Annotated in this window: 18 protein-coding genes and 1 tRNA gene; 6 read left to right on the top strand and 13 right to left on the bottom strand. The window is 72.5% G+C overall.

Features of this window, described 5'->3' with window-relative positions:
* Positions 1-23: 23 nt before the first annotated feature.
* The 6 genes from ACO0M4_RS09365 to ACO0M4_RS09340 form a co-directional block, all read right to left on the bottom strand.
* A complete protein-coding gene (locus tag ACO0M4_RS09365) occupies positions 24-989 on the bottom strand; it encodes a D-alanyl-D-alanine carboxypeptidase family protein (protein ID WP_430369305.1) in 966 nt (321 codons plus the stop codon).
* Positions 990-1,222: 233 nt separating this feature from the next.
* Positions 1,223-2,446: a cytochrome P450 family protein gene (locus tag ACO0M4_RS09360; RefSeq protein WP_430369304.1), complete on the bottom strand. Its 1,224-nt coding sequence runs from the start codon at positions 2,444-2,446 to the stop codon at positions 1,223-1,225.
* Between the two features lie 162 nt (positions 2,447-2,608).
* Positions 2,609-3,829, bottom strand: coding sequence for an MAB_1171c family putative transporter (locus ACO0M4_RS09355; protein ID WP_430369303.1), 1,221 nt, complete (start codon positions 3,827-3,829; stop codon positions 2,609-2,611).
* Positions 3,822-4,394 carry a hypothetical protein gene (locus tag ACO0M4_RS09350; RefSeq protein WP_430371317.1) on the bottom strand — a complete coding sequence of 191 codons (573 nt, stop codon included), beginning with the start codon at positions 4,392-4,394 and terminating at the stop codon, positions 3,822-3,824. The genes ACO0M4_RS09355 and ACO0M4_RS09350 overlap by 8 nt, the downstream gene beginning before the upstream one ends.
* Before the next feature lie 61 nt (positions 4,395-4,455).
* Complete coding sequence (locus ACO0M4_RS09345; RefSeq protein ID WP_430369302.1) at positions 4,456-4,962, bottom strand: helix-turn-helix domain-containing protein; 507 nt, start codon at positions 4,960-4,962, stop codon at positions 4,456-4,458.
* Positions 4,963-5,286: 324 nt separating this feature from the next.
* A tRNA-Pro gene (locus ACO0M4_RS09340) sits at positions 5,287-5,360 on the bottom strand.
* A 174-nt stretch (positions 5,361-5,534) separates the two neighbouring features.
* Between ACO0M4_RS09340 and ACO0M4_RS09335 the strand changes: the two genes are divergently transcribed.
* From ACO0M4_RS09335 to ACO0M4_RS09325, 3 genes are read left to right on the top strand one after another with little or no spacing between them, the layout of a single operon-like run.
* Positions 5,535-5,678, top strand: a complete 144-nt coding sequence (locus tag ACO0M4_RS09335; RefSeq protein ID WP_430369301.1) for a hypothetical protein — start codon at positions 5,535-5,537, stop codon at positions 5,676-5,678.
* Between the two features lie 18 nt (positions 5,679-5,696).
* Positions 5,697-6,518 carry a transketolase gene (locus tag ACO0M4_RS09330; protein ID WP_430369300.1) on the top strand — a complete coding sequence of 274 codons (822 nt, stop codon included), beginning with the start codon at positions 5,697-5,699 and terminating at the stop codon, positions 6,516-6,518.
* Between the two features lie 45 nt (positions 6,519-6,563).
* The gene (locus ACO0M4_RS09325) at positions 6,564-7,466 is read left to right on the top strand and encodes a transketolase family protein (RefSeq protein WP_430369299.1); all 903 of its coding nucleotides are present in this window, start codon (positions 6,564-6,566) and stop codon (positions 7,464-7,466) included.
* A gap of 22 nt (positions 7,467-7,488) precedes the next feature.
* Here the strand turns inward: ACO0M4_RS09325 and ACO0M4_RS09320 are convergent, their stop codons facing one another.
* Entirely contained in the window at positions 7,489-8,403 is a 915-nt protein-coding gene (locus ACO0M4_RS09320) for an alpha/beta fold hydrolase (RefSeq protein WP_430369297.1), read from the bottom strand.
* 169 nt (positions 8,404-8,572) lie between these two features.
* Here ACO0M4_RS09320 and ACO0M4_RS09315 point away from each other — a divergent pair, with 169 nt between their 5' ends.
* Complete coding sequence (locus ACO0M4_RS09315; RefSeq protein WP_430369296.1) at positions 8,573-11,797, top strand: amidohydrolase family protein; 3,225 nt, start codon at positions 8,573-8,575, stop codon at positions 11,795-11,797.
* A gap of 273 nt (positions 11,798-12,070) precedes the next feature.
* On the top strand, positions 12,071-13,321 hold the full coding sequence (locus ACO0M4_RS09310; protein WP_430369295.1) for an acyl-CoA dehydrogenase family protein: 1,251 nt from the start codon (positions 12,071-12,073) through the stop codon (positions 13,319-13,321).
* An 86-nt stretch (positions 13,322-13,407) separates the two neighbouring features.
* Here ACO0M4_RS09310 and ACO0M4_RS09305 read toward each other — a convergent pair whose 3' ends face one another.
* The 5 genes from ACO0M4_RS09305 to ACO0M4_RS09285 all read right to left on the bottom strand — a co-directional run bounded on the left by ACO0M4_RS09305 (position 13,408) and on the right by ACO0M4_RS09285 (position 17,478).
* The gene (locus ACO0M4_RS09305; protein WP_430369293.1) at positions 13,408-13,977 is read right to left on the bottom strand and encodes a GAF domain-containing protein; all 570 of its coding nucleotides are present in this window, start codon (positions 13,975-13,977) and stop codon (positions 13,408-13,410) included.
* 86 nt (positions 13,978-14,063) lie between these two features.
* A complete protein-coding gene (locus ACO0M4_RS09300; protein ID WP_430369291.1) occupies positions 14,064-14,684 on the bottom strand; it encodes a GTP-binding protein in 621 nt (206 codons plus the stop codon).
* Positions 14,662-15,072, bottom strand: a complete 411-nt coding sequence (locus tag ACO0M4_RS09295; protein WP_430369290.1) for a DUF742 domain-containing protein — start codon at positions 15,070-15,072, stop codon at positions 14,662-14,664. Before ACO0M4_RS09295 ends, ACO0M4_RS09300 begins: the two co-directional genes overlap by 23 nt.
* Complete coding sequence (locus ACO0M4_RS09290) at positions 15,069-15,518, bottom strand: roadblock/LC7 domain-containing protein (RefSeq protein ID WP_430369288.1); 450 nt, start codon at positions 15,516-15,518, stop codon at positions 15,069-15,071. The genes ACO0M4_RS09295 and ACO0M4_RS09290 overlap by 4 nt, the downstream gene beginning before the upstream one ends.
* On the bottom strand, positions 15,508-17,478 hold the full coding sequence (locus tag ACO0M4_RS09285) for an ATP-binding protein (RefSeq protein WP_430369287.1): 1,971 nt from the start codon (positions 17,476-17,478) through the stop codon (positions 15,508-15,510). The genes ACO0M4_RS09290 and ACO0M4_RS09285 overlap by 11 nt, the downstream gene beginning before the upstream one ends.
* Positions 17,479-18,150: 672 nt before the next feature.
* Between ACO0M4_RS09285 and ACO0M4_RS09280 the strand changes: the two genes are divergently transcribed.
* Positions 18,151-18,870 carry a hypothetical protein gene (locus tag ACO0M4_RS09280; RefSeq protein WP_430369286.1) on the top strand — a complete coding sequence of 240 codons (720 nt, stop codon included), beginning with the start codon at positions 18,151-18,153 and terminating at the stop codon, positions 18,868-18,870.
* Between the two features lie 721 nt (positions 18,871-19,591).
* Here the strand turns inward: ACO0M4_RS09280 and ACO0M4_RS09275 are convergent.
* Positions 19,592-20,815 carry an MBL fold metallo-hydrolase gene (locus tag ACO0M4_RS09275; RefSeq protein WP_430369285.1) on the bottom strand — a complete coding sequence of 408 codons (1,224 nt, stop codon included), beginning with the start codon at positions 20,813-20,815 and terminating at the stop codon, positions 19,592-19,594.
* Positions 20,816-21,099 lie beyond the last annotated feature (284 nt).

Below are 21,099 nucleotides of genomic sequence, written 5' to 3'. Positions count from 1 at the left end.
GTGGCCCGGAGGGTCGGCCGGGGTCACGATGCGTCGTCATCCGCGTCGTCGGAGCCGCTGCGGCCGACCGGTTCGGAGCGCGTCACGGTGTTGAAGCCCCAGTCCAGCAGCGCGCCCGCTTCCTTGTAGACGCCGTTGGCCTCGCCCGACTGGGGGTTGAGCACGGTGGCGATCAGGGTGTGGCCGTGGCGCCGGGCGGCGGCGACGAGGGTGTTGCCGGCTTTGCTGGTGTAGCCGTTCTTGACGCCGACGATGCCGGGATAGCGGGACAGGCCGTGCGAGCCGACGAGCATCCGGTTGGTGTTCTCGATCTGGACGGTGCCCCCGCCGGCCGCCGGGAACCCGGCGCGGGTGGTGGAGCAGTAGCGGGCGAAGTCGTCGTTGGCGAGGCCGGCGCGGGCGAAGACCGTCAGGTCGAAGGCGGAGGACACCTGGCCGGGGGCGTCGTAGCCGTCCGGGGACTTCACGGTGGTGTCGCGGGCGCCGAGCCGGCGGGCGGTCTGCTGCATCTCCTGGGCGGTGGCCGACCAACCGCCGTTCATGGCGGCGAGGACGTGCACCGCGTCGTTGCCGGAGCGCAGGAAGACGCCGCGCCACAGGTCGGCGACGGTGTAGCGCTGCCCCTGGCGGACGCCGACGACGCTGCTGCCGGCGCCGAGGCCGGCGAGGTCGGCGGCGCTGACCTGGCGCACCCGGCCGGACGAGAACTTGGGCAGCACGGTGACCGCGAAGAGGGTCTTGAGGGTGCTGGCCGGGGCGAGTCTGCGGTGGGAGTTCTTGGCGGCCAGCACCTTGCCGGTGTCGGCGTCGGCGACCATCCAGGCGAGGGCGCTGAGGCCGCCGGGCAGCTGCCGGGCGGGGGCCGCGGCCTGACGTCCCGTCGGTGCGGCGGGACGGGCATCGGCCGGTATGGGGCTCAGGGACACTCCGGCGGCGGCGATCAGTGCCAGCGCACCGGCCTTCTTGGACACAAGCGCGTCAAATGCCATGGGGTCACGCTAAGGAGGGCCGGCGGTGTGCGCAGCGCAAGTGCGCCAGACGGGCCACGGGGGGGTGGTGCGGTCGGCGTGCCGCGAGGTGTGCGCAGTCGCAAAGTCAGCCACAAAGGCAGTCACGAAGAAGGACCCGCCCGGTGCGACGGGGGATGCACACCGGGCGGGTCACAGGACTTTTCTACCGCATGACTGAAGGGTTACGCATCAAAAACTTGTGCGTCCCCGGATTACCAGGCCACGGGCAGCGAAATCAGGCCACGCGCCCGGATTGTCCGACGGTGCTGCACTTCGTCCCGCGGAACGTCGAGGCGCAGCCCGGGAAAGCGGCTGATGAGGGCACCGATGGCAACCTCCGCCTCCATACGGGCCAGCGGCGCGCCGAGGCAGTAGTGGATGCCGTGCCCCAGGGCGAGGTGGCCGGCGAGGTCGCGCGTCGGGTCCAGCCGGTCCGGGTCGGGGAACCGGTTCGGGTCGCGGTTCGCGGAAGCGATCGAGAGCAGCACACTCTCGCCGGCGGGGATGCGGACCCCGCCGATCTCCAGGTCCTCGACGGGGAACCGGCGGATGGCCAGGGAGGCCGGCGGGTCGTAGCGGAGGAACTCCTCGACGGCGACCGTCAGTTCGGCTGGATTTCGGCGCAACGCGGCGAGTTGTTCGGGATGGTCGAGGAGGGCGAGGACAGCGTTGCCGATGAGCTGGACGGTGTTCTCGTAGCCGGCGAAGAGGATCAGGAAGGCGAGGGAGGTCAGTTCGTCCTCGCTGAGCCGGTCGGCGCCCGGCGCGTCCGCGGTGTCGTCGCGCACCGCGATCAGATCCGAGAGCAGGTCGTCACCGGGCTCGGCGCGCTTGGCGGCGATCAGCCCGGTGTAGAACTCCAGCATCGCGCCGATCGCCTCCTTCATCGCCTGAGGGCGGCTGGGGTCGGGCGTGATGAGCGCGTCCGACCAGGCCAGGAAGTCGCGTCGGTGCTCGGCCGGGATGCCGAGCAGATCGCAGATGACGGTGATCGGCAACGGCCCGGCGTAGTCCGTGACGAGTTCCGCTCGACCCTGCGCGGCCATCGCGTCCAACAGGTCGTCGGCGATCCGCTGCACGGGGGCGCGCAGCGCTTCGACCCGCCCCGGGGTGAAGGCCTTGACGACCAGGCGGCGGATCCGGGTGTGGTCCGGCGGGTCCATGTTGAGGAGGTTGGCGTCCAGGGCGGGCGGTAGGGCGAAGCCGCGGTAATTGCCCGGGGCGGCGTGCCGTTTGTCGAGCGAGAGCCGGGGGTCGGCCAGGGCGCTGCGGACGTCGTCGTAACGGGTGACCAGCCAGGCGGGCTGTCCGTCGGTGCCGGTGATCCGGTGCACCGGGCCGGCTTCGCGGAGTGCGGCGCAGGCGGCGTACGGGTCGTCCAGGAGGGGGGTGGTGTCCAAGGGAGCGTCGGGGCCGGTCTCGGCGGTGTTCTGCATGGCTCCCGAGCCTAGGGCCTGTCCGATGGGTCAGGGTTGGATAGGCCCTAGATCACCAACGGTGGGGCGCCGGGCGGCACCGGCCACGTGGGTCGGTGCCGCCGTGCGCGATGCGGGAGGCCCGGACCCCCGTACCGGGCCACCCCGTCTGTGGCGTTGCGGTCAGCTGCGCATGGTGGCGCTGCGCTGTCGCAACTCGGTGAGCACGGTCTCGATCAGCGGCGAGTGGTAGACGTCCGCGACCAGTGCCAAGTGCTCGTATTCGGCGGCGAGTTCGGTGGCGTCCCGGCCTTCGGCGACCACCACGCTGTCGGCGCCGTGGACCGGGACGTGGCCCACCGCGCGGTTCTCCAGGCCGCGCCGGAGGGCCGCCGCCTCGGCGACCGCGGCCAGTTGTCCGTCGTCCAGGGAGACCGCGCGGGCGCGTTCGAGGACGATGTCGATGGCGTCGGACTCCACGTGGCGACGGATGCCGCGCTGCACATCGCGGATCTCGGCCATCTGACGGTTGGCGCGCCACTCCAGGTCGGCGAAGGGCCAGCGTCCGGACCACCGGGAGCCGTCCATGGTGACCTCGGGGGTCTGTGCGGTGACGGTCCGCCAGAGGGGCGTCAGGCGGCGCAGTCGGCGCCACGCCGCGACCCGGGGGCCGGCCGCGGGCAGACTGAAGCCGGCGAGGACGAGGATCGCGGCGACCGAAGCGCTGAGCGGGGCAACGCCGTTGGAGAGCCAGAGCGCCGGGTGCCCGGCCCAGGACAGGGCGAAGCCGATGACCTTGCAGGCGCAGTAGATCAGGCCGAGCCAGCAGCCGGCGGCCAGCACCCGCAGCCCGCGGGCCAGCCACGAGCCGCCGAGCCGGGCGGCGTAGCGCGGGCAGAGCGTCCCCAGGCACGCCAAACTCGCCCCGAAGATGGCCAGATACAGCACCAGGAAGAGCATCACGCCGGGTGCGTCGGTGTAGGCGGTGCTGAAGTCCCGGGGGTGCTCCACGGCGTCCGGGCGGCCGACGGCGAAGCCGGTGACGGCCACCGCCCACAGGAGCGCCACCACCCCGACCGCCACCCGCGCCCTGGTCCGCGCCCGGGTCCGGGCCGCCTCGCCCTCGCCCGCCGTCCAGCGGAGCAGCAGTACCAACGCGCCGGCGGCGAAGACCACGACGGAGGAGTAGAGGAAGACCATGGCGAGGTTGGCGACGCCGACCAGCCGGTCGAATCCCCGGTAGAGGCTGGGCGCGGAGAAGAGGAAGACCGTGGCCACCCCGCCGGTCATCAGGCAGGCGAGCCCGAGGTCGGTGTTGGAGCGGTCGCGGAACCAGGCGACCGCCTTGTAGGCCACCAACGCCCAGGCGGCGGCCCCGAAGCAGAGGTAGACGACGTCAAACACCGGCTTCCTCCTCCGGTCCGGTGGCCTCCTGCTGGCGGCGGATGTGCCGGAGCGCGGGCCCCAGCGCCGCCGCGACCTCGGCGGCCGGCCCCTCCAGCGGGAGTTCCCGCTCCACGGTGGCGGGCACCACGTGCTCCATCAGGAGCGTGCCGAGCACCTCGGTCTCCCGCTCGGCGAGGTTGTCGTAACCGTGGTGTCGGGCGAAACCCATGGTCAGGCCCATACGTCGCATGGCGGTGGCGACGTCGACGGACGGCGTCCACATGCGCAGCGCGTCCTCGGTGACGGCCGGGTCCTGGGCGTGCCCGAGGAGGAGGTGGCTGAGTTCGTGCAGCACGATGTGGGTCTGGTGCCAGGCGGAGGTCTTGAGCTCGTAGAAGACCCAGTAGCCGTCGTCCGTAGTGGCGGTCATGCCGGAGACCACCCCGCCCAGGCTCATCGGCACGAGGTGGACGGGCCGTTCCACCCGTGCCGCGACGATGTCGCAGATCCCCCGCAGATCGGTCGAGGCGGGCAGCCGCAGCTCCTTGATGAGCTGCTTGCACCGCCTGCGCATCTGCCCCACTCGCATGCTCGTCCCGTCCTCGTGTCCGGCCCGCCGCCAGGTAGTGAAGATCCGGTCGCGCTCAGCGGTCCGTATCGGGCCGTGCGCCACGCCGATCACCACCCTGCTCCGGCGGGCCGTCCGGCAGGTTCATCTGCTGGCGGAACTGGGAGATGATCGTCGTCAGGCTGTCCTGTACTTCCGGGGGCAGCCCTACCGAGCGCAGTGCGATGGCACGCACCCGCTGATCCCGCATGGCGGCGAGGAACCGGACCTCCTCCTCCACCCGCGCGGCCTGCGGCTGCGAGAGGTCCCCCAGCAAGTACCCGACCGGCACTGCGAAGAACTTCGCCAGCGCGCGCAGGAGTTCGGGGCCCGGGTTCGTCCGCCGTCCGTTGCGCAGCATCGACAGGTACTGCTCGGTGACCTTGACCCCGCCGTACTCCGCCGTCCCGTGGCTGATCTCGTCGGCCACGTGGGCGTTGGTGTACGGGGCGCCTGGTGGGTGCATGTGCGCGAAGAGGTGGTTGAGCCGTTCCGCGAGCACGCTGCCCTCCCCCTTGGGCCGGCTGTCGCCCCCCACTGCCATTCCCCCGTTCGTCGAGCCGGCCCAACGAGCAGTTAAGGCCGTCGAAGCTACGTCCCCATCCTGACACGACGAGAACGCGCCGCACCAGTCCACATACGGACAGTGAGAGAGACCGGACTTAACCGCGAGTTGAGTGATCCGGCAACAACTGTGGGTGCATCGGTCGGGCCCACGACGGGGAGACGACAACGCACGGATCGCCTCGATCACCCGGATCACCCGGAGAGCAGACGGACACCAGAGGCCCGCCGCGGCACTGGAGGACAACACGGAAAGGCCGTGTCGGATATTTCCGACACGGCCTTTGACTCACGTTTCCGTAAGTCGGGACGACAGGATTTGAACCTGCGACCCCTTGACCCCCAGTCAAGTGCGCTACCAAGCTGCGCCACGTCCCGATGCCCGATCCTCCGGGGAGTTCCCCGTGCGGTCGTGCACGAGAACAATACCGCATGTCAGAGGGCGCGCGTTGCCATTTCCCGGCCGGGGTGGGCGACGGGGCAGGTGGCGGGGCGGTCGGGATGAGTACCCGTACCCATGCGGCGGCGTCACCGTGCGGCCACGCTACGCGCATGACCACCCCCTCGATTCAGTGGCCGACGATCACGGCTTCCTTCGTGCAGGCCGCGCTCTCGTTCGGGCTGTCGCTGGTGGCGCTGGTGATCAGGATCATCAAACCGCCAGTGGACCCCTATCTTGACCTCAAGCCCGCTTGAGGTTGCAAGCTCTGTCGCATGACGATCACAGCGACGGACAGCACCGTGGACGCCCCTGCGCGCGGCGCCCACGGATTCGGTGAACTGCCCCGCCTGATGGGGCTGATGACCGGCGACGAGAAACACGGCCCGGCGGCCACCTCCACCCTCGACGCCCTCTGGGTCCTCTACGACCGGGTACTGCGGGTCTCCCCCGCCACCGCCACCGCCCCCGATCGGGACCGCTTCCTGCTCTCCAAGGGCCACGGCCCGATGGCCTACTACGCGGTGCTGGCCGCCAAGGGCTTCTTCCCCACCGACTGGCTGCCGGCCTTCGGCTCGTACGACTCGCCGCTCGGCCACCATCCCGACCGGACCCTGGTGCCCGGCGTCGAGATCGGCAGCGGATCGCTCGGGCACGGATTGCCGCTCGCCGTGGGCACGGCACTGGGGTTGCGCGCCCAGGGCCGCACCGAACCGGCCGTGTGGGTGTTGATCGGCGACGCCGAACTCGATGAGGGCAGCAACCACGAGGCGATCGCCTACGCCGGCCCAGCCGGCCTGGACCGGCTGCACACCCTCGTCATCGACAACTCCTCGGCCACCCACGGCTGGCACGGCGGGATCGCCTCCCGCTTCGCGGCCGCCGGCTGGTCCACGACGACCGTGGATGGCCGCGACCACCAGGCGCTGTACGAGGCGTTCCGCGCCCCGCACCCGGGCCGACCGCACGCGGTGGTCGCCCGCGTCGAGCCCAAGCAGCCCAAGAGCCCCAAGGCTCCTGAGCCTCCCGAGACCGCCGGGGACGCCCGAAACGCCCAGGACGCCCAGGACGCCCAGAGCGCGGGGAACGCCACCTGACCGCGGTTCTTCCCCAACGACCCGTATTGCGAGAGGAATTCAGTGATGGACACCATGCGTGAGCGTTTTGCCGCGGTCACCTCGCGGCTGCTGGACGAGGACCCGCGGCTGGCCGTGGTGCTGGCCGATATCGGCGTCGACGGCTTCGCGGGCGCAGCCCGGCGGCACCCCGAGCGGGTGGTGAACGTCGGCATCCGCGAACAGTTGCTGGTCGGCGTCGGCGGCGGGCTGGCGCTGGCCGGGCTGCGGCCGGTGCTGCACACCTTCGCCAGCTTCCTGGTGGAGCGGCCCTTCGAGCAGCTCAAGTTGGACTTCGGGCACCAGGGCACCGGCGGTGTGCTGGTGAGCGCCGGTGCCTCCTACGACTGGCCGAGCGGTGGCTTCACCCATATGGCGCCCGGCGATGTGGCGCTGCTGGACACCCTCGACGACTGGACGGTGCACGTGCCCGGCCATCCGGACGAGGCCGAGGTGCTGCTGCGGAAGGCCGCGGCAGCCGGCGACGACAAGGTGTACGTGCGGCTGTCCGTACAGGTCAACGAGGCGCCGCGGCCGGTTACCGAAGGGGGGTTCTTGGCGCTGCGGGAGGGCCGCCGCGGGGTGGTGGTCGCCGTCGGCCCGATGCTGGACGCCGTGCTGGCGGCCACCGAGGGGCTGGACGTGACCGTGCTCTACGCGACGACCGTGCGGCCCTTCGACGGCCGGGCGCTGCGGGCCGCCGCCGACGCCGCCGGCTCCTCGGACGTGGTACTGGTCGAGCCGTACCTGGCCGGCACCTCCACCCGGTACGCCGGCGACGCGTTGGCGGACCGGCCGCACCGGGTGCTGGGGCTGGGGGTCGGCCGTGGCGAACTGCGCCGCTACGGGCAGCTCGACGAGCACCTGGCGGCGCACGGGCTCGACCCGCAGGGCCTGCGGGCCCGTATCACCGGGTTCCTGGGCGCGTAGGCCCGGCCCGGTGGCGGGCGGGTCAGAGGTGTTCGGTGAGCCAGGACAGCAGGTCGTCCTGGACCTCGTCGCGGTGGGTCTCGTTGAGGATCTCGTGGCGGGCGTCCGGGTAGGCGCGCCAGGTCAGGTCGCGGATGCCGAGGTAGCGGAAGTCCTCCAGGAGTTCGTGGACCAGGGTCATCCGCTGGTGGCAGGGGTCCTGGTCGCCGACCGCGACGTGGATCGGCAGGCCGCGGGGGATCCGGGCGAGGTGGGCGGGGTCGTTCACCTTGCGGATGGCGCGTACCCAGTCGAGGACCAGGCCGGCGCAGAACGGGAAGCCGCAGTCCTCGTCGGCGGCGTAGCGGTCGACCTCGGCGGTGTCGCGGGAGAGCCATTCGTAGCCGGTGCGGTGCGCGAAGGCGTCGTTGAAGGAGCCGAAGGCGCGGGGGAGGAAGGAGGAGAGGTGGGATCGGCCGGATGCCGCGATCTCGGCCTCCAGTTGGGCCGCGGCGGCGTCGATGTCGAGGCTCGGCAGGGTGCGGAAGGTGCCGGTGAGGATCAGCCCGGCGAGGTCGGCGCCGTATTCCTGGGCGTAGTCGCGGGCCAGCATCGCCCCCATGCTGTGGCCGAGGAGGACGAGGGGGAGGCCCGGGTGGGCGGCGGCCGCGCGGTCGCCGATGCCCTTGAGGTCGCCGACGATGGCCCGCCAGGCGTCCTCGCCGGTCACTCCGCGGCCGCCGGTGGAGGCGGCGGTGGCTCCGTGGCCGCGGTGGTCGGAGGCGAGCACTGCGTAGCCGTGGCCGGTCAGGAAGCGTGCGAAGCGGTCGTAGCGGCGGGCGTGTTCGGCGGCGCCGTGGGCGATCTGGACCAGGGCGCGCGGGGTGCCGGTCTCCGGGAGCCAGGTGTAGGTGGCGATGCGGGCGCCGTCGGGGGCCTGGTGGACGTCCTGCTGCATGGTGCTCTCCTGGGGCGGGCGGTTCGTCGGTCGGGCCCACTCTGGCCCGCCGGGCGGCGCGGGGCCACGGGGCGCGCGTGGCGAAGATGGTCGGCGGCCCGTTCGGCGTGACACGATCATGCGGTTCTGTGCCGGCACCGTGCCGCAACCCCCTTTTGCAGGAGGATCGTTGGACACCGCAGACCGCCCCGAGCACGCTCCGATCCCGCGTTCGCCGCTCTCCCGCCGCAGGTTCCTCCAGGGCACCGCCTCGGCGGCCGCCGCGGCCGGTCTGGCGGGCGTCGCCGCGCCCACGGCCGCGGCCCTGCCGACCGCACCGGCCGGCGCCCCGTCAGCCGGTGCGCCCGTGGCGCTGTCCTTCACCGCCGCCACCAATGGCGCGGCCACCCTCGCGCCGTCCGGTGACCGGCTGGTCGCCGAGGTGCAGAACGTCCTGTGGTCGCTGCCCCGTGCCGGCGGCGAGGCGCGGGCGCTGACCCCGCCCGATCTGGAGCCCACCCGTCCGGTGTACTCCCCCGACGGTCGCCGGCTCGCGGTCTGCGCCTATCGGGGCGGCAACTTCCACCTGTGGGCGCTGACCCCGGACGGCTCGGACCTGACGCAGTTGACCGACGGCCCGTGGGACGACCGGGGGCCGGCCTGGTCGCCCGACGGGACCCGGCTCGCGTTCGCCTCGGAGCGCGGCGGCGACGCGGTGAGTGGCAGCCCGTACCGGATATGGGTGCTGGAGGTGGCGTCCGGGCGGCTGACCCGGGTGACCGGTGTGCCCGGTCAGGACGGGCCCCATCAGGACGGCGCCTGGGAGGACTTCGATCCCTGCTGGTCGCCGGACGGTGCCCGGATCGTCTTCGTGCGGGGCCGGTTGGACGGTCCCGCGCTGGTCTCCCGGACGGTGGCGTCGGTGGCCGCCGACGGGCGGGGCGCGGTGCGCACCGAGCACACCGAGACCGTCGAGGCGCAGGTGATGGTGCCCGCACTGTCCCCCGCCGGGCGGTTGGCGTACCTGCGCACGACCGACTATCCGGGGCCGACCTGCACGCTGGTCGTGGACGGTGCGGTGGTGGCGGTGGGCGGTGATGTGGAGCCGGTGCCGCCGCGCTGGGTGTCGCCGGACGAGCTGCTGGTGACGGTCGGCGGGGAGTTCCGGATCGTCCGGCCCGATGCGCCCGAGCGGGCCGAGACCATCCCGTTCACCGCGCGCCTGCCGCTGGACCGGCCGCGGTACCGCGTCAAGGACTACGGCTTCGAGCGCACGACGGCCGGTCCGGTCCGCGGGATCCACCTGCCGGCGCTCTCCCCGGACGGCCGCCGGGTCGCCTTCGCCGCGCTCAACTCGCTGTGGGTGGCGCCCACTTCCGGTGGCGGTGCGCCGCGCCGGATCAGTCGGGCCGCGGCCACCCGCTACGTGCTCGCGCCGAGCTGGTCCCGGGACGGCCGGGCGCTGGTGTACGCGGACGACCGGGACGGGCTGTTCGCGGTGCGCCGCCGGGAGGTGGACTCCGGTGCGGAGACGGTGTTGGCGTCCGGTGGGCGGGTGCAGCCGGCGCTGTCGCCGGACGGTGGGCGGCTGGCCGCGCTGGACATGGCGGGCAACCTCGTCGTGCGGACGCTGGCGGACGGATCGGAGAAGGTGCTGGCCGCGCCGATGGGGGCGGGCGGGCTGCCGGGCCGGCCCAGTTGGTCGCCGGACGGCCGTCATCTGGCGCTGTGCGACCGCAATCGGCTCAACCGCCGGTTCCGCGAGGGCTACAACGTCATCCGGATCGTCGAGGCGGAGACCGGGAAGGACCGGCTGTATCAGGTCGCCGAGCACGTTTCGATCGCGGACCGCTACGACTCCGGGCCGGTGTGGTCGCCGGACGGGAAGTGGCTGGCGCTGATCGCCGAGTCGGCGCTGTGGGTGCTGCCGGTGCGGCCGGACGGGACGCCGGACGGTGCGCGGCGGCAGCTGACCGAGGAGGCCGCGGACCATCCGTCGTGGTCGGGGGACTCCGGGACGCTGCTGTACCTCTCGGCGGGGAAGCTGCGGCTGGTCCCGGTGTCCGGCGGTCCGGCCCGGACCGTTCCGGTCACGCTGGAGCAGCGGCCGGCGCGGGCCCGGGACACCGTGGTGCACGCGGGCCGGTTCTGGGACGGCACCGGTGAGACGGTGCGGGAGGACGTCGACGTGGTGGTCCGGAACGGGCGGATCACGGCGGTGGAGCCGCACCGGGCGTCGCGGGCCGGCACCGCCCGCCGGGTGGACGCCGTGGAGCGGACCGTGCTGCCGGGGCTGTGGGACGCCCACACGCACCCCTGGCAGACGACGTACGGCGGGCGGCAGACCGCGCTGCAACTCGCGTACGGCATCACCACCACGGTGTCCTGCGGCGGCTTCTCGTACGAGCAGGCGCGGCTGCGGGAGGCGCTGGCCGCCGGGGTGCTGGCCGGTCCGCGGCTGCTGACCTGCGGTGAGTTGTTGGACGGCGGGCGGGTGGCGTACAGCATGGGGCGGGCGCACCGCACCGAGGCGGGGCTGCGGCGGTCGTTGGCCCGGGGTGCGGCGCTGGACTGGGACTTCGTCAAGACCTATGTGCGGGCGCCGGGTTGGGTGATGGCGGAGGCGGCCCGCTTCGCGCACGACCGGCTCGGGGTGCGCTCGGGGAGTCACCTGCTCACCCCCGGGGTGCAGGTGGGGCAGGACCTGACGACCCATCTACAGGCCACCCAGCGGCTGGAGTTCGGGCATGCGGTGTCCGGTTCCGGCCATGCGTACCAGGACGTGGAGAACGTCTACACGGCCGGTGGGCTGCACATGCTGGCGACGCCGTTCTCGGCGTCGCCGCTGATCGGGGAGGATCCGGCGCTGGCCGAGGACGTGCGGGTGAGCCGGTTGATGCCGCCGTGGGACAGTGCGGTGGTCCGGGAGAGCGCCGGACACCGTCCGACGCCGGCGCAGTTGGCCGACATCGGGATCGAGGTGGAGGTCTACCGGCGGATCCTGGACGGTGGCGGGCTGGTGGCGCTGGGGACGGACCAGCCGCTGGTGCCGGTGGGGCTGTCGCTCCATCTGGCGTTGCGGGCGCTGCACCGGGGCGGGTTGAGCGTCGTGGAGGCGCTGCGCACCGCGACGGTGCTGCCGGCCCGGGTGTTCGGTGCGGAGCGTGATCTGGGGACGCTGGAGGTGGGCAAGCTCGCCGACATGACGTTGGTGGACGGTGATCCGTTCCGCGATCTCACCGCGCTGGTGCGGACCTCGGCGGTGCTCAAGGGCGGGCGGCTGTTCGAGCAGCGGGCGCTGGTGGAGTCGTTCCCGGCGCCCGGTGGGCCGGCGGTGCGCGCGGCGGCGCGCACCGACTGGCTGGAGGTGGGACGGCAGCAGCGCCGCGAGTCCTGCTGCGGCACCGGGCACTGACGGCCGGGAGGCATGGGGTGGCGCGGTTCCGGGCGGCCCGGAACCGCGCCACCCTGCGTGTGACGGCCGGGGGTCGCGCGGCGCATCCGCGCACTCCAAGTGCCCGTATGAATGCGCTCGGTTGATGTTTTGCGCGACCCGCAGCTGGTATGCCAACGGGTGTTGCACACGGTAGGCACAAGATCATTTCCAATACGATCACGGCGGCACCGTCCGTGCCGCCCCGAGGCGGGGAGGGATCGGCACGCGGAAGTTCGCGCAGGAGGGCTCGTCTTGCATCGCTACTTCACGGACCAGCGACATGAGGGACTCCGGCGCCGGGTGCGGGACTTCGCCGAACGCGAGGTCCGCCCCCGGATCGCCGAGATGGAGGCGAGCCGCACCGTTCGCCCCGACCTCTCGCGGCTGATCGCCAGGCAGGGCTGGATCGGCGCGACGGTGGACCGCACGTACGGCGGGATGGGCGCCGGGCACGTCGCCAAGACCCTCATCATCGAGGAGCTGTCGCGGGTCAGCGCCGCGATGGGCGCCATGGTGCAGGCGTCCCAGCTGGGCGTGGCGAAGATCGTCCACTTCGGCAGCGAGGAGCAGAAGAAGACCTGGCTGCCGGCGATCGCCTCGGGCGACTGCCTGCCGACCATCGCGGTCACCGAGCCGCAGTCCGGTGGCCATGTGCTGGGCATGACCTCGACCGCGGTCCGCGACGGCGACGACTACGTCCTCAACGGCCGGAAGATCTACGTCGGCAACAGCCACATCGGGGATCTGCACGGGGTGGTGGTGCGCACCGGCGAGGGCTCCAAGGGCCTGTCGGCGTTCCTCGTCGAGTCCGGTGCGCCCGGCTTCCGGGTCGGGCCGCAGCGGCCCGCGATGGGCCTGCACGGCTTCAGCTTCGGTGAGTTGTTCTTCGACGACTGCCGGGTCCCGGCGGCGCAGCTGCTGGGCCGGGAGGGCGACGGGCTGTCCGTGGCGTACTCCTCCAGCGTGCTGTACGGGCGGCCGAACCTGACCGCGGTCTCGCTCGGCATCCACCAGGCGGTCCTGGACGAGACCACGGCGTTCTGCACCGAGCGGCGGCGCTACGGCGAAGTGCTCGCGGAGCTGCCGACCATCAAGCTCAAGCTGGGCCGGATCCAGTCCCGGCTGCTGCTGGCCCGACTGTCCGCGTACCACGCGGTGCACCTGCTGGACCAGGGGCTGCCGTGCGATGCGGAGTTGATGAACGCCAAGTTGGTGAACGTGGAGTCGGCACTGGAGTCGGCGCGGGACGCGATGGACATCCACGCCGCCTGCGGATTGTTCACCGACCGGCCGGTGGAGCGCTTCCTGCGCGACGCGCACCACATCTTCGCGCCGGCCGGCACCTCCGACATCCAACTGCTGCGACTGGGCGAACTGGCCCTGGGACAGGGGAAGGGCGACTGGTCCGACCGGCTGGCGGAACTACTGCGGCCCACGCCGGCGGAGCGGCCGGCCGAAGAGGCGCTGCCGGGCGGGCGGGAGGCGTTGGCCCGGGTGTCCTGAGCGACGGTCGGCCGCGCCTCCGGTGCGCCCGCCCGGGTGCGGCCCCGGCCGGCCGTACGAGCCTCCGGGGCCGCGGCCGTGCCCGGTCAGGAGGCGTCGGCCTCCCGCTGCCGCCGTTCCATCTCGTCGATCTGCTCGACGAGTTCGGCGGCGAACGCCTTGATGGTGTGCAGCCCCTCGCGCCCCCAGGGCCGGGGTTCGCGGTCGATGACGCAGACGGTGCCCAGCGTCATCCCGGTGCGGTCGATCAACGGAGCGCCGAGGTAGGTGCGGATGCCCAGTTCGTCGACGACGGGGTTCCCGGCGAACCGCGGGTAGTCGCAGACGTCCTCCAGGACCAGCGCCTTGCGCCGCACCACGACGTACGGGCAGTAGCCGTGGTCACGGGCCATGATCCGCTCGGGGCGGCCGCTGGGCGGCGCCGGGCCCAGCTCGACGGAGGTGTCGAGGTCGGGGGCGTAGAGGCCGGCGAAATACTGCTCGCGCTCGTCGATGAAGTTGACCATCGCGTACGGGGTGTTGGTGGTCCGGGCGAGCTTGCGGGCGAAGTCGTCGAACGCGGGCAGCGGGTCCTTGCCGATGCCCAGCTCGCGCAGCCGGGCCACCCGCGCCGGCGCCTCGTGGTCCTCCGGGGTGATCACGAGCCGACGCGTCATGGCATCCGTCAGATAAGGGAGTGGGGAGGAGGGGTAACGCCAGAACGGATAACGGGAGGGAAGGGGGAAGCGTGCGGAGGGGACGTTCATGACAGCTCCGGGGTGGCGGTGCGGACTGGGCTGAGCAGGTATTCGACGAGGGACACCAGGACATGGGTGCCGGAGGCGCACTGGCGGGCGTCGCAGCGCACGACCGGGACCTGCGGGGCGAGGTCCAGGGCGGCCCGGACCTCATCGGGCGCGTAGCGGTGGCCGCCGTCGAACTCGTTGACCGCGACGACGAAGTGGATGCCCCGCCCCTCGAAGAAGTCGACCGCGGCGAAGGACTGGTCCAACCGCCGGGTGTCGGCGAGCACCACCGCGCCGAGCGCGCCGTGGGACAGCTCGTCCCACAGGAACCAGAAGCGGTGCTGCCCGGGCGTCCCGAAGAGGTAGAGGACGTGGTCCGGGCCGAGCGTGATCCGCCCGAAGTCCAGGGCGACGGTCGTGGTGGTCTTGTCCTCCACGCCGGCCAGGTCGTCGGTACCGGCGCTTATCTGGGTGAGGAGCTCTTCGGTACTGAGCGGTGCGATCTCACTGACCGCGCCGACGAAGGTGGTCTTGCCGACTCCGAAACCGCCCGCGACCAGGACCTTCAGCGCGGTCGGGAAGCAGTCGGACGCGGAGTCCCCCGGGAGCCGGGAGTCAGAGTCGTTCACGAAGTCCATGCAGCACGGCCTCCAGCAGAGCACGGTCGGTACAGGGGGCGGGCCCGGCCGAGACGGCCGGAGGGGTCCGCGCAGTGAGCGCCCCGCAGTCGACGAGGTCAGCGAGGAGCACCTTGGTGACCGCGGCGGGCAGCCGGACGTGCGCAGCGACCTCGGCGACCGGGACGGGCCCGTCGCACAGCCCCAGGACCCGGTCGTAGTCGGGTCCTTGGAGGCCGGCGGGCCGCCGCCCGGTCGCCCGCACCATGGTCATCAGGTCGAAGTGCGCCGTGGGCCGGGTGCGGCCCTTGCTGACGGTGTAGGGGCGGACCAGGCGGCCCGCCACCTCGTCGATCCACGGCGCGTCCGGGCCGTGCGACCGCTGCCGGCGCGGCAGGGTCACGGTCAACGGCCACCCGCCGGGGCTTGGTGGCGCGGGGGCGTCGACAAGTACGGCCGGACGCTCTTGACCAGCATCCCCATCTCGTAGCCGAGCACCCCGGCGTCGGCCTCGCGTCCGGCGAGGACGGCCAGACAGGCGCCGGAGCCGGCGGCGGCGACGAAGAGGAAGGTCTGCTCCATCTCGACGACGACCTGGAGGATGTCGCTGCCCTCCCCGAAGCGCGAACCGGCGCTGCGGGCGAGGGAGTACAGGCCGGAGGAGAGCGCCGCCATATGGTCGGCGACGTCCGGTTCGAAGCCGTGGGATGCCTTGACGAGGCCGTCGGAGGACAGCAGGACGGCGCTGCGGGTGTGCGGTACCCGCTGAACGAGTCCGGTCAGCAGCCAGGAAAGGTCGGTGTGCTGATTGCCGCGGAACTCCGCGTGCGCCTGCGCGCGCACATCACTCACCATGGTCGGGGTCGTCTCCTCGGGGGCGGGCCATCGGGGCGTCGTGGTCGGGGGCAAGGAGCAGTTCGGGGTCTCCGCGGCTGCCGGTTACGCGGTCCTGACCCGGGGTGGTGGCAGGAGCGGGGGCGGGGTGGCCGGCGGCGGTGAGGCCGGCCGCGTAGCTGGGGTCGGCTCGGCTGAAGCCGCGCTGGTAGGCGGCCATCAGGTTCGGGTCGTGGAGGCGTTCGGGGCCGGTGCGCTGGGGCGGGGGGTCCGGCGCGTCGCGCAGTTGGGGGGCGATGTGCGCCTGCTTGATGCGGCGCGGCAGCCGGGGGCGGGTGCGGTCGTCGAGGGGCGGCGGCGGTGGCGGCAGGAGCACCGGGCCGGGCTCGGCGGGCCGACCGGCGGCCGGCCGGGCCTCGGCGGGCCGGTGGTCGGCGGGGTGCCCGCCACCGGGCAGGAAGGCGGGCGGGCCGTCGGGCACGCCGGACGTGTGCTGCGGGGCGAGCACCGCGGCCTCGACGCTGGCGATGGTGGTCGAGGCGGGGGTGCGGACGATGCGCCGGCGGGCGGGGAGGTCGTCGACTCCGGCGGTGAGCGCACCGGCGGGGGGCAGGGCGCGGGGCACGGGGGCGGCGACCGGTTCGCGGCGGCCGGCGGCGCCGTCGAACCGGTCGCCGTACGCCCGTTGGCCGCGCGCCGGGGCCGGTTCGGCCTCCTCGTCCTCCATGCCGTCCGGGAACTCCTCGCGGGTCTCGGCCGAGTTGGCGCCCAGCAGCTCCGGCGGCACGATCACGGTGGCCTGGACGCCGCCGTAGATGCTGCCCTGGAGCCGGACCACGAGGCCGTGCCGCTGGGCGAGGGAGGAGACCACGTAGAGACCGATCCGGCCGTCGTCGAGAAGTTCGGTGAGGTCGATCCGCTCGGGGTCGGCCAGCAGGCGGTTCATCTGGTCCTGTTCCTCCGCCGGCATGCCCAGGCCACGGTCCTCGACCTCGACGGCGAGCCCCGCGGTGACGTGCCGGGCCCGGACCGTGACCGGCGTCTCCGGGTCGGAGAACTCGGTGGCGTTCTCGACGAGTTCGGCGAGCAGGTGCACGACGTCGGCGACCGCGTGCCCGCGCAGGGTGCCCTCGAACGGCGACACCAGCTTGATCCGGGTGTACTGCTCGACCTCGGCGGTCGAGGAGCGTACGACCTCGGTCATGGTGATCGGACGGGTCCACTGGCGGCGGGTGATGGCGCCGCCGAGGACGGCGAGGTTCTCGGCGTGCCGCCGGATCCGCGTGGCCAGGTGGTCGATGACGAACAGGCCCTTGAGCAGGTCCGGGTCCTCGACCTGGTGCTCCATCTCGTCCAGGGTCAGGATCTGGCGGTGGACGAGGGATTGCAGGCGCCGGGCGAGATTGACGAAGACCTCCAGCTTCTGCTGGTTGCCGGTGGCGTCGCTGCGGACGATGCCCACCGCCTCGATGAGCGCGGCCTCGGCGGCCCGGCCGGTGGCGGCGACCTCGTGGGCGAGCCGGCCGAGCGGATCGCCACCGGGCTCCGGCAACTGCTCCCGGTCGTCGCAGGTCCGCAGCCCTTCGTCATTGCGCACCCGGTCGAGGAGGTCGTCGATATCGGCCTGCGCGCGGGCGCACACCTCGCGCAGCCGCGCGCACCGGTGCGCCAGGGCGCGCGCCTCGAAGTTCCCGACCAGGCCGCCGACGAGGACGATGCCGCAGACCACGACGAGGCCACCGGCCAGCACCGCCCACTCACGGCCGCCGAGCCGGGCGCCGCCGCTGCGGACCACGAACGCGGCGACGCCCGCGCAGACGACGGCGGCCAGCAGGGCGGGGAGGGCGGCGAGCCGGACCAGGCGGGACCGTATGGCCGAATCGGTGACCGGCTCCGAGAAGGCCGCCCGGCCGTGCCGTCCGCCATGGGACCGGGGAGCCTCCTGGGACGTCTCGGTCCTCGGCGGGGTTGCGGTAGGCATCGGCGCCCTCCGGATCGGCCGTTGGCAGTTCACGGAGCACGCACGCTAGTTGTTGCGGGGGTGGAGTTCGGACCCCCTCCGGGGTTTCGCCACCCCACGCCACCTCCTTGGGTAGGCACACCCCGCACGGAGGTACGAAAAGATCCGAACTCCCGTACAGAAAGCGACCGTTGAGACGCCATCGAACGCCTCATCCGCACCACCGACCCCGCCTCACTGTGGGAGTTCGGCCGAGGTCACACCCACCGAACCGTCCACCGCCGCGGCCGCCCGTGCCACCACCGGGCCCACCGGCGGCCAACTCGGCCGACCCCGCGCCGGTGGCACCGCCACCGCCCGCCACCACGGCTCCACGCCCTGCCCGTCGGCGGGCCAGGACGTGTCCGATGGGTCGCGTGACCTCTGAGTGTCCTGACCGTTGCGATCGCTGTGGGGCGAGTCGGCGGTGGCTATGGCCTTGACCTGTCGGATGCCCCTGGTTCCGGCAGGCAACCGCGTGTTCCCCACGGGGCGGCCGCGGCCTGGCACTTCGGTTCCCCTTGGCGTCCTTCCCCTCCTCACACCCGTGTTAGCCGGATGTTAGCGACGCGGCAGCCTTGCGACAGCGGCCCCGACCAAAGTGAGTGACGTACCGAGGAAACAACGACACCCACTGCCCCCGGGGGACCCGACATGAGCTCCAACACCGCCGCCCGCACCGCCCGTCGCCGCACCCTGCGCGTCGCCGCCGCGGCCCTGACCGCGGTCGCCGGTCTGACCCTGACCGCCTGCTCCGGCTCGGACGCCACCGGCGCGAAGCCCGCGAGCCACACGGACACCGGCAAGACCACCGCCGAGTCCAGCGGCGCGGGCCCCTCCGCCGGAGCGCAGGGCTCCGATGTCCAAACGGGCCCCGGCGCCAAGGCCGAGACCAAGGCGGGCGCTATGGGCAAGCAGGCGGGCAACTCGCACGCCGGCACCGCCAAGACGGCATCCCCGGTCCGCACGGTACCCCTGGTGGACGGCAGCAAGGCCGAGATCTACAAGCTCGGCGCCCAGCGCTACCGCGCCAAGATCGTCAGCCGCGGTTCGGTCCTGGCCACGCTGGAGACGATGGGGCAGGACGCCGACGCCGGGCTCGACGCCAACGACATGTTCGTCGTGCTCACGATGGGCGGCGAGGTCCATTCCTGGATGGGCGGTGGACACCAGGGACCGGGCACCTTCAAGCTCGCGGGCGGCTGGACGGCCAAGGTCACGAAGGTCGGCGAGCTGCGGTACCGCGCGCAGATCCTCGGCCTCAAGGGCGAGGTGGACGCCACGCTGGAGACGAACCAGCACGACGTCGGTGTCGACGCCAACGGCGTGTACATCGTGCTCAGCAACGGCGGTGTGATCAGCGCCCACGAGTAGCTTCCCGCCCGGCTGCGCGGTGGGGCCGCCTCCGGCGGGGCGGCTCCACCACCGCAGTGGCCGAAGCGTTCGCGTGGCCCTGAAAGCCTCCCAGCGCCTCGCGAACGCGGCGTGCGAAGCGTCAGAACTCCCGCAAGCCCAGGCGAACGGCTACCACGGGGCGTGGCGCGACGACAGCAGGGCCAGCATGCCCCGCTACAACCGCTGCGCCGACCGTGCTGGTCTTGCATGAACGACATGAACGACATGAACGAACGGATGGCAGCAGCCCTCGCGGAATCGCCGTGCGGCTTGTCCAGGCCAGCCGGATGACCCTCCGAAGCCGGGCTGCCCTGGCCACCCTTGACCGGTCATGACCACTCGGAGGACAGTCACGGCCCTCGGTCCCACCGCTGTGAAGGCCGGTCCAAGGATTTCAGCGTTCGCTTTCACACCCCGGCCGCCAGCAGATGACGGCCGGTGCACCACCACGAGTGGGCGTTCCGGCCTATCACTACCGCGCGCTCAGGGCGTCGTCGTCGCACCTCAGGAAGACACGATTCGGGTGACTACGCGTACGGCCGCCCCCGGAGAGCGCGCAGACGGCAGGAGACGGACTTCCCCGGCTCAACTCGCTTTCCTCGCCTGCCGGGGCGCCCCGTCGACAGCTCGGAGTAGCCGTTGACGCTCCGAATCCGACGTGGAGGTAAAGGCAGGCGCTGCCTGCCTCAGCTCGTCCGCGTCAGCCCTCGTGGACAAGGTCGAGGTGTTTTCCGCCCTTCCTCGACGCGCTCTCGGGGACGGGCCATGTGCGGTTCAGGGGGAGGGCCAGGTCGCGCCACCAGGGACGGGTGGGGAGCGTGCCGGCGGGCTCATAAGGCTGGCCCGGGACGGGGAAGGCTACGTCCTGCCCAACGGTTTTTGCCGCTGCCATCGCCCACTCCGCAGGCTCGGCCCACGGGTGCGGGGCGAGGTTGAAGGTCCCCCAGTGGATCGGCAACATGACACCGCCGGCACGGCCTTGTTGCAGGTCAAGGTGGCTCTGGACGCCTTGAGCCGGATTCATGTGAATGTCCGGCCACCCGCCGGGATGGGGTGCACAGTCCGTGTGGTTACTGGGCCAGAAGTCGGAGTAAGCCCCTATCTGGATCATCGTCGCGTCGAACGGGCCGTGCGCCGCGCCGGTTTCGGCGAAACCGGGGAAGTAGCCGGTGTCACCGCTGTGGTAGATGCGGTGCTCGGGGCCGGCGACGACCCAGGAGGCCCAGAGCGTGTGCTGTGCACCGCGCAGACCGCGACCGCAGAAGTGCTGGGCCGGCGTGGCAGTGAGGGTCAGCCCACCGATCCGGGTCGACTCGTGCCAGTCCAGCTCGGTGATCCGCGCCGCGGGTACGCCCCAGAACTCCAGGTCGGCGCCGACGCCGAGCGGTACGACGAAGAGCACACCGGAGGCGATCAGGCCCTTGATGGTGGGCATGTCGAGGTGGTCGTAGTGGTCGTGCGAGATCACCACGACGTCGACCGGGGCCAGCTCCGCCAGCTCCACCGGCACCGGGTGCATCCGCTTCGGCCCGGCCCAGCTGAACGGTGAACAGCGCTCGCCCCAGACCGGGTCGAAGAGCACCCGCTGCCCGTCGATCTCGGCGAGCACGCTGGAGTGTCCCATCCAGGTCAGCCGCAGACCGGAGGCGGGCGGGCGGCCCCAGTCCTCGTCGGTCGGGCGGTGCACCGGGATCCGTCCGACCGGCGCCCGCCGCAGTCGCCCCTCGCGGCTGAGCCGCGTACGCGCCATCGGCAGCGCGGCACCCCGGAGCAGATCCCGGGTGGGGGTCGGGTTGCGGAACTGACCGTCCACGAACTGCGGCGATCTTCGCATCCTCGCCAGCCGTTCCCCGGTCGGCTCGGCGCCGAAACTCGCAGGGCGGAGCGCGGTCAGTCGCGTGGGGCGGGGTCGGGATGCGGTCACGGCACCTCCATGGTCGGGCAGTCGCGGAGTGAACGGACCGCGTGAACGCTGGGTTCCGGTACCTCTGGTCCGCCGGGCAGCGGCCCCGATGCGGCACCGGCGCTCTCCGGGGCAACGGCGCAGCCGGCCGGCGCATTCCCGGCCGGGGTGGACGGGTGTGTTCATCGGCGGGCGGCGGGAGGGTTCGGGTGTCTACGACGGGATGAACAGGAGCGTCAGCCGAAAGCACCCGTTCGGGTGAATCGTGGGTGGGTGCGCCGGGAACTCGGGGCGGATGCCGCACG

This window comes from Streptomyces sp. RGM 3693 (assembly GCF_050471125.1).
In the GTDB taxonomy this organism is placed as follows: domain Bacteria; phylum Actinomycetota; class Actinomycetes; order Streptomycetales; family Streptomycetaceae; genus Streptomyces.
Note: the sequence above shows the minus strand (reverse complement) of the source record. Positions and strands in the feature narration are given on the sequence as shown.

What these genes read in the sequence shown, in the direction of transcription:
- ACO0M4_RS09365 (WP_430369305.1), bottom strand. Translation starts at nt 989, where the DNA reads ATGGCATTTGACGCGCTTGTGTCCAAGAAGGCCGGTGCGCTGGCACTG.
- ACO0M4_RS09360 (WP_430369304.1), bottom strand. Translation starts at nt 2,446, where the DNA reads ATGCAGAACACCGCCGAGACCGGCCCCGACGCTCCCTTGGACACCACC.
- ACO0M4_RS09345 (WP_430369302.1), bottom strand. Translation starts at nt 4,962, where the DNA reads ATGGCAGTGGGGGGCGACAGCCGGCCCAAGGGGGAGGGCAGCGTGCTC.
- ACO0M4_RS09335 (WP_430369301.1), top strand. Translation starts at nt 5,535, where the DNA reads ATGACCACCCCCTCGATTCAGTGGCCGACGATCACGGCTTCCTTCGTG.
- ACO0M4_RS09330 (WP_430369300.1), top strand. Translation starts at nt 5,697, where the DNA reads ATGACGATCACAGCGACGGACAGCACCGTGGACGCCCCTGCGCGCGGC.
- ACO0M4_RS09325 (WP_430369299.1), top strand. Translation starts at nt 6,564, where the DNA reads ATGGACACCATGCGTGAGCGTTTTGCCGCGGTCACCTCGCGGCTGCTG.
- ACO0M4_RS09320 (WP_430369297.1), bottom strand. Translation starts at nt 8,403, where the DNA reads ATGCAGCAGGACGTCCACCAGGCCCCCGACGGCGCCCGCATCGCCACC.
- ACO0M4_RS09305 (WP_430369293.1), bottom strand. Translation starts at nt 13,977, where the DNA reads ATGACGCGTCGGCTCGTGATCACCCCGGAGGACCACGAGGCGCCGGCG.
- ACO0M4_RS09300 (WP_430369291.1), bottom strand. Translation starts at nt 14,684, where the DNA reads ATGGACTTCGTGAACGACTCTGACTCCCGGCTCCCGGGGGACTCCGCG.
- ACO0M4_RS09290 (WP_430369288.1), bottom strand. Translation starts at nt 15,518, where the DNA reads ATGGTGAGTGATGTGCGCGCGCAGGCGCACGCGGAGTTCCGCGGCAAT.
- ACO0M4_RS09285 (WP_430369287.1), bottom strand. Translation starts at nt 17,478, where the DNA reads ATGCCTACCGCAACCCCGCCGAGGACCGAGACGTCCCAGGAGGCTCCC.
- ACO0M4_RS09280 (WP_430369286.1), top strand. Translation starts at nt 18,151, where the DNA reads ATGAGCTCCAACACCGCCGCCCGCACCGCCCGTCGCCGCACCCTGCGC.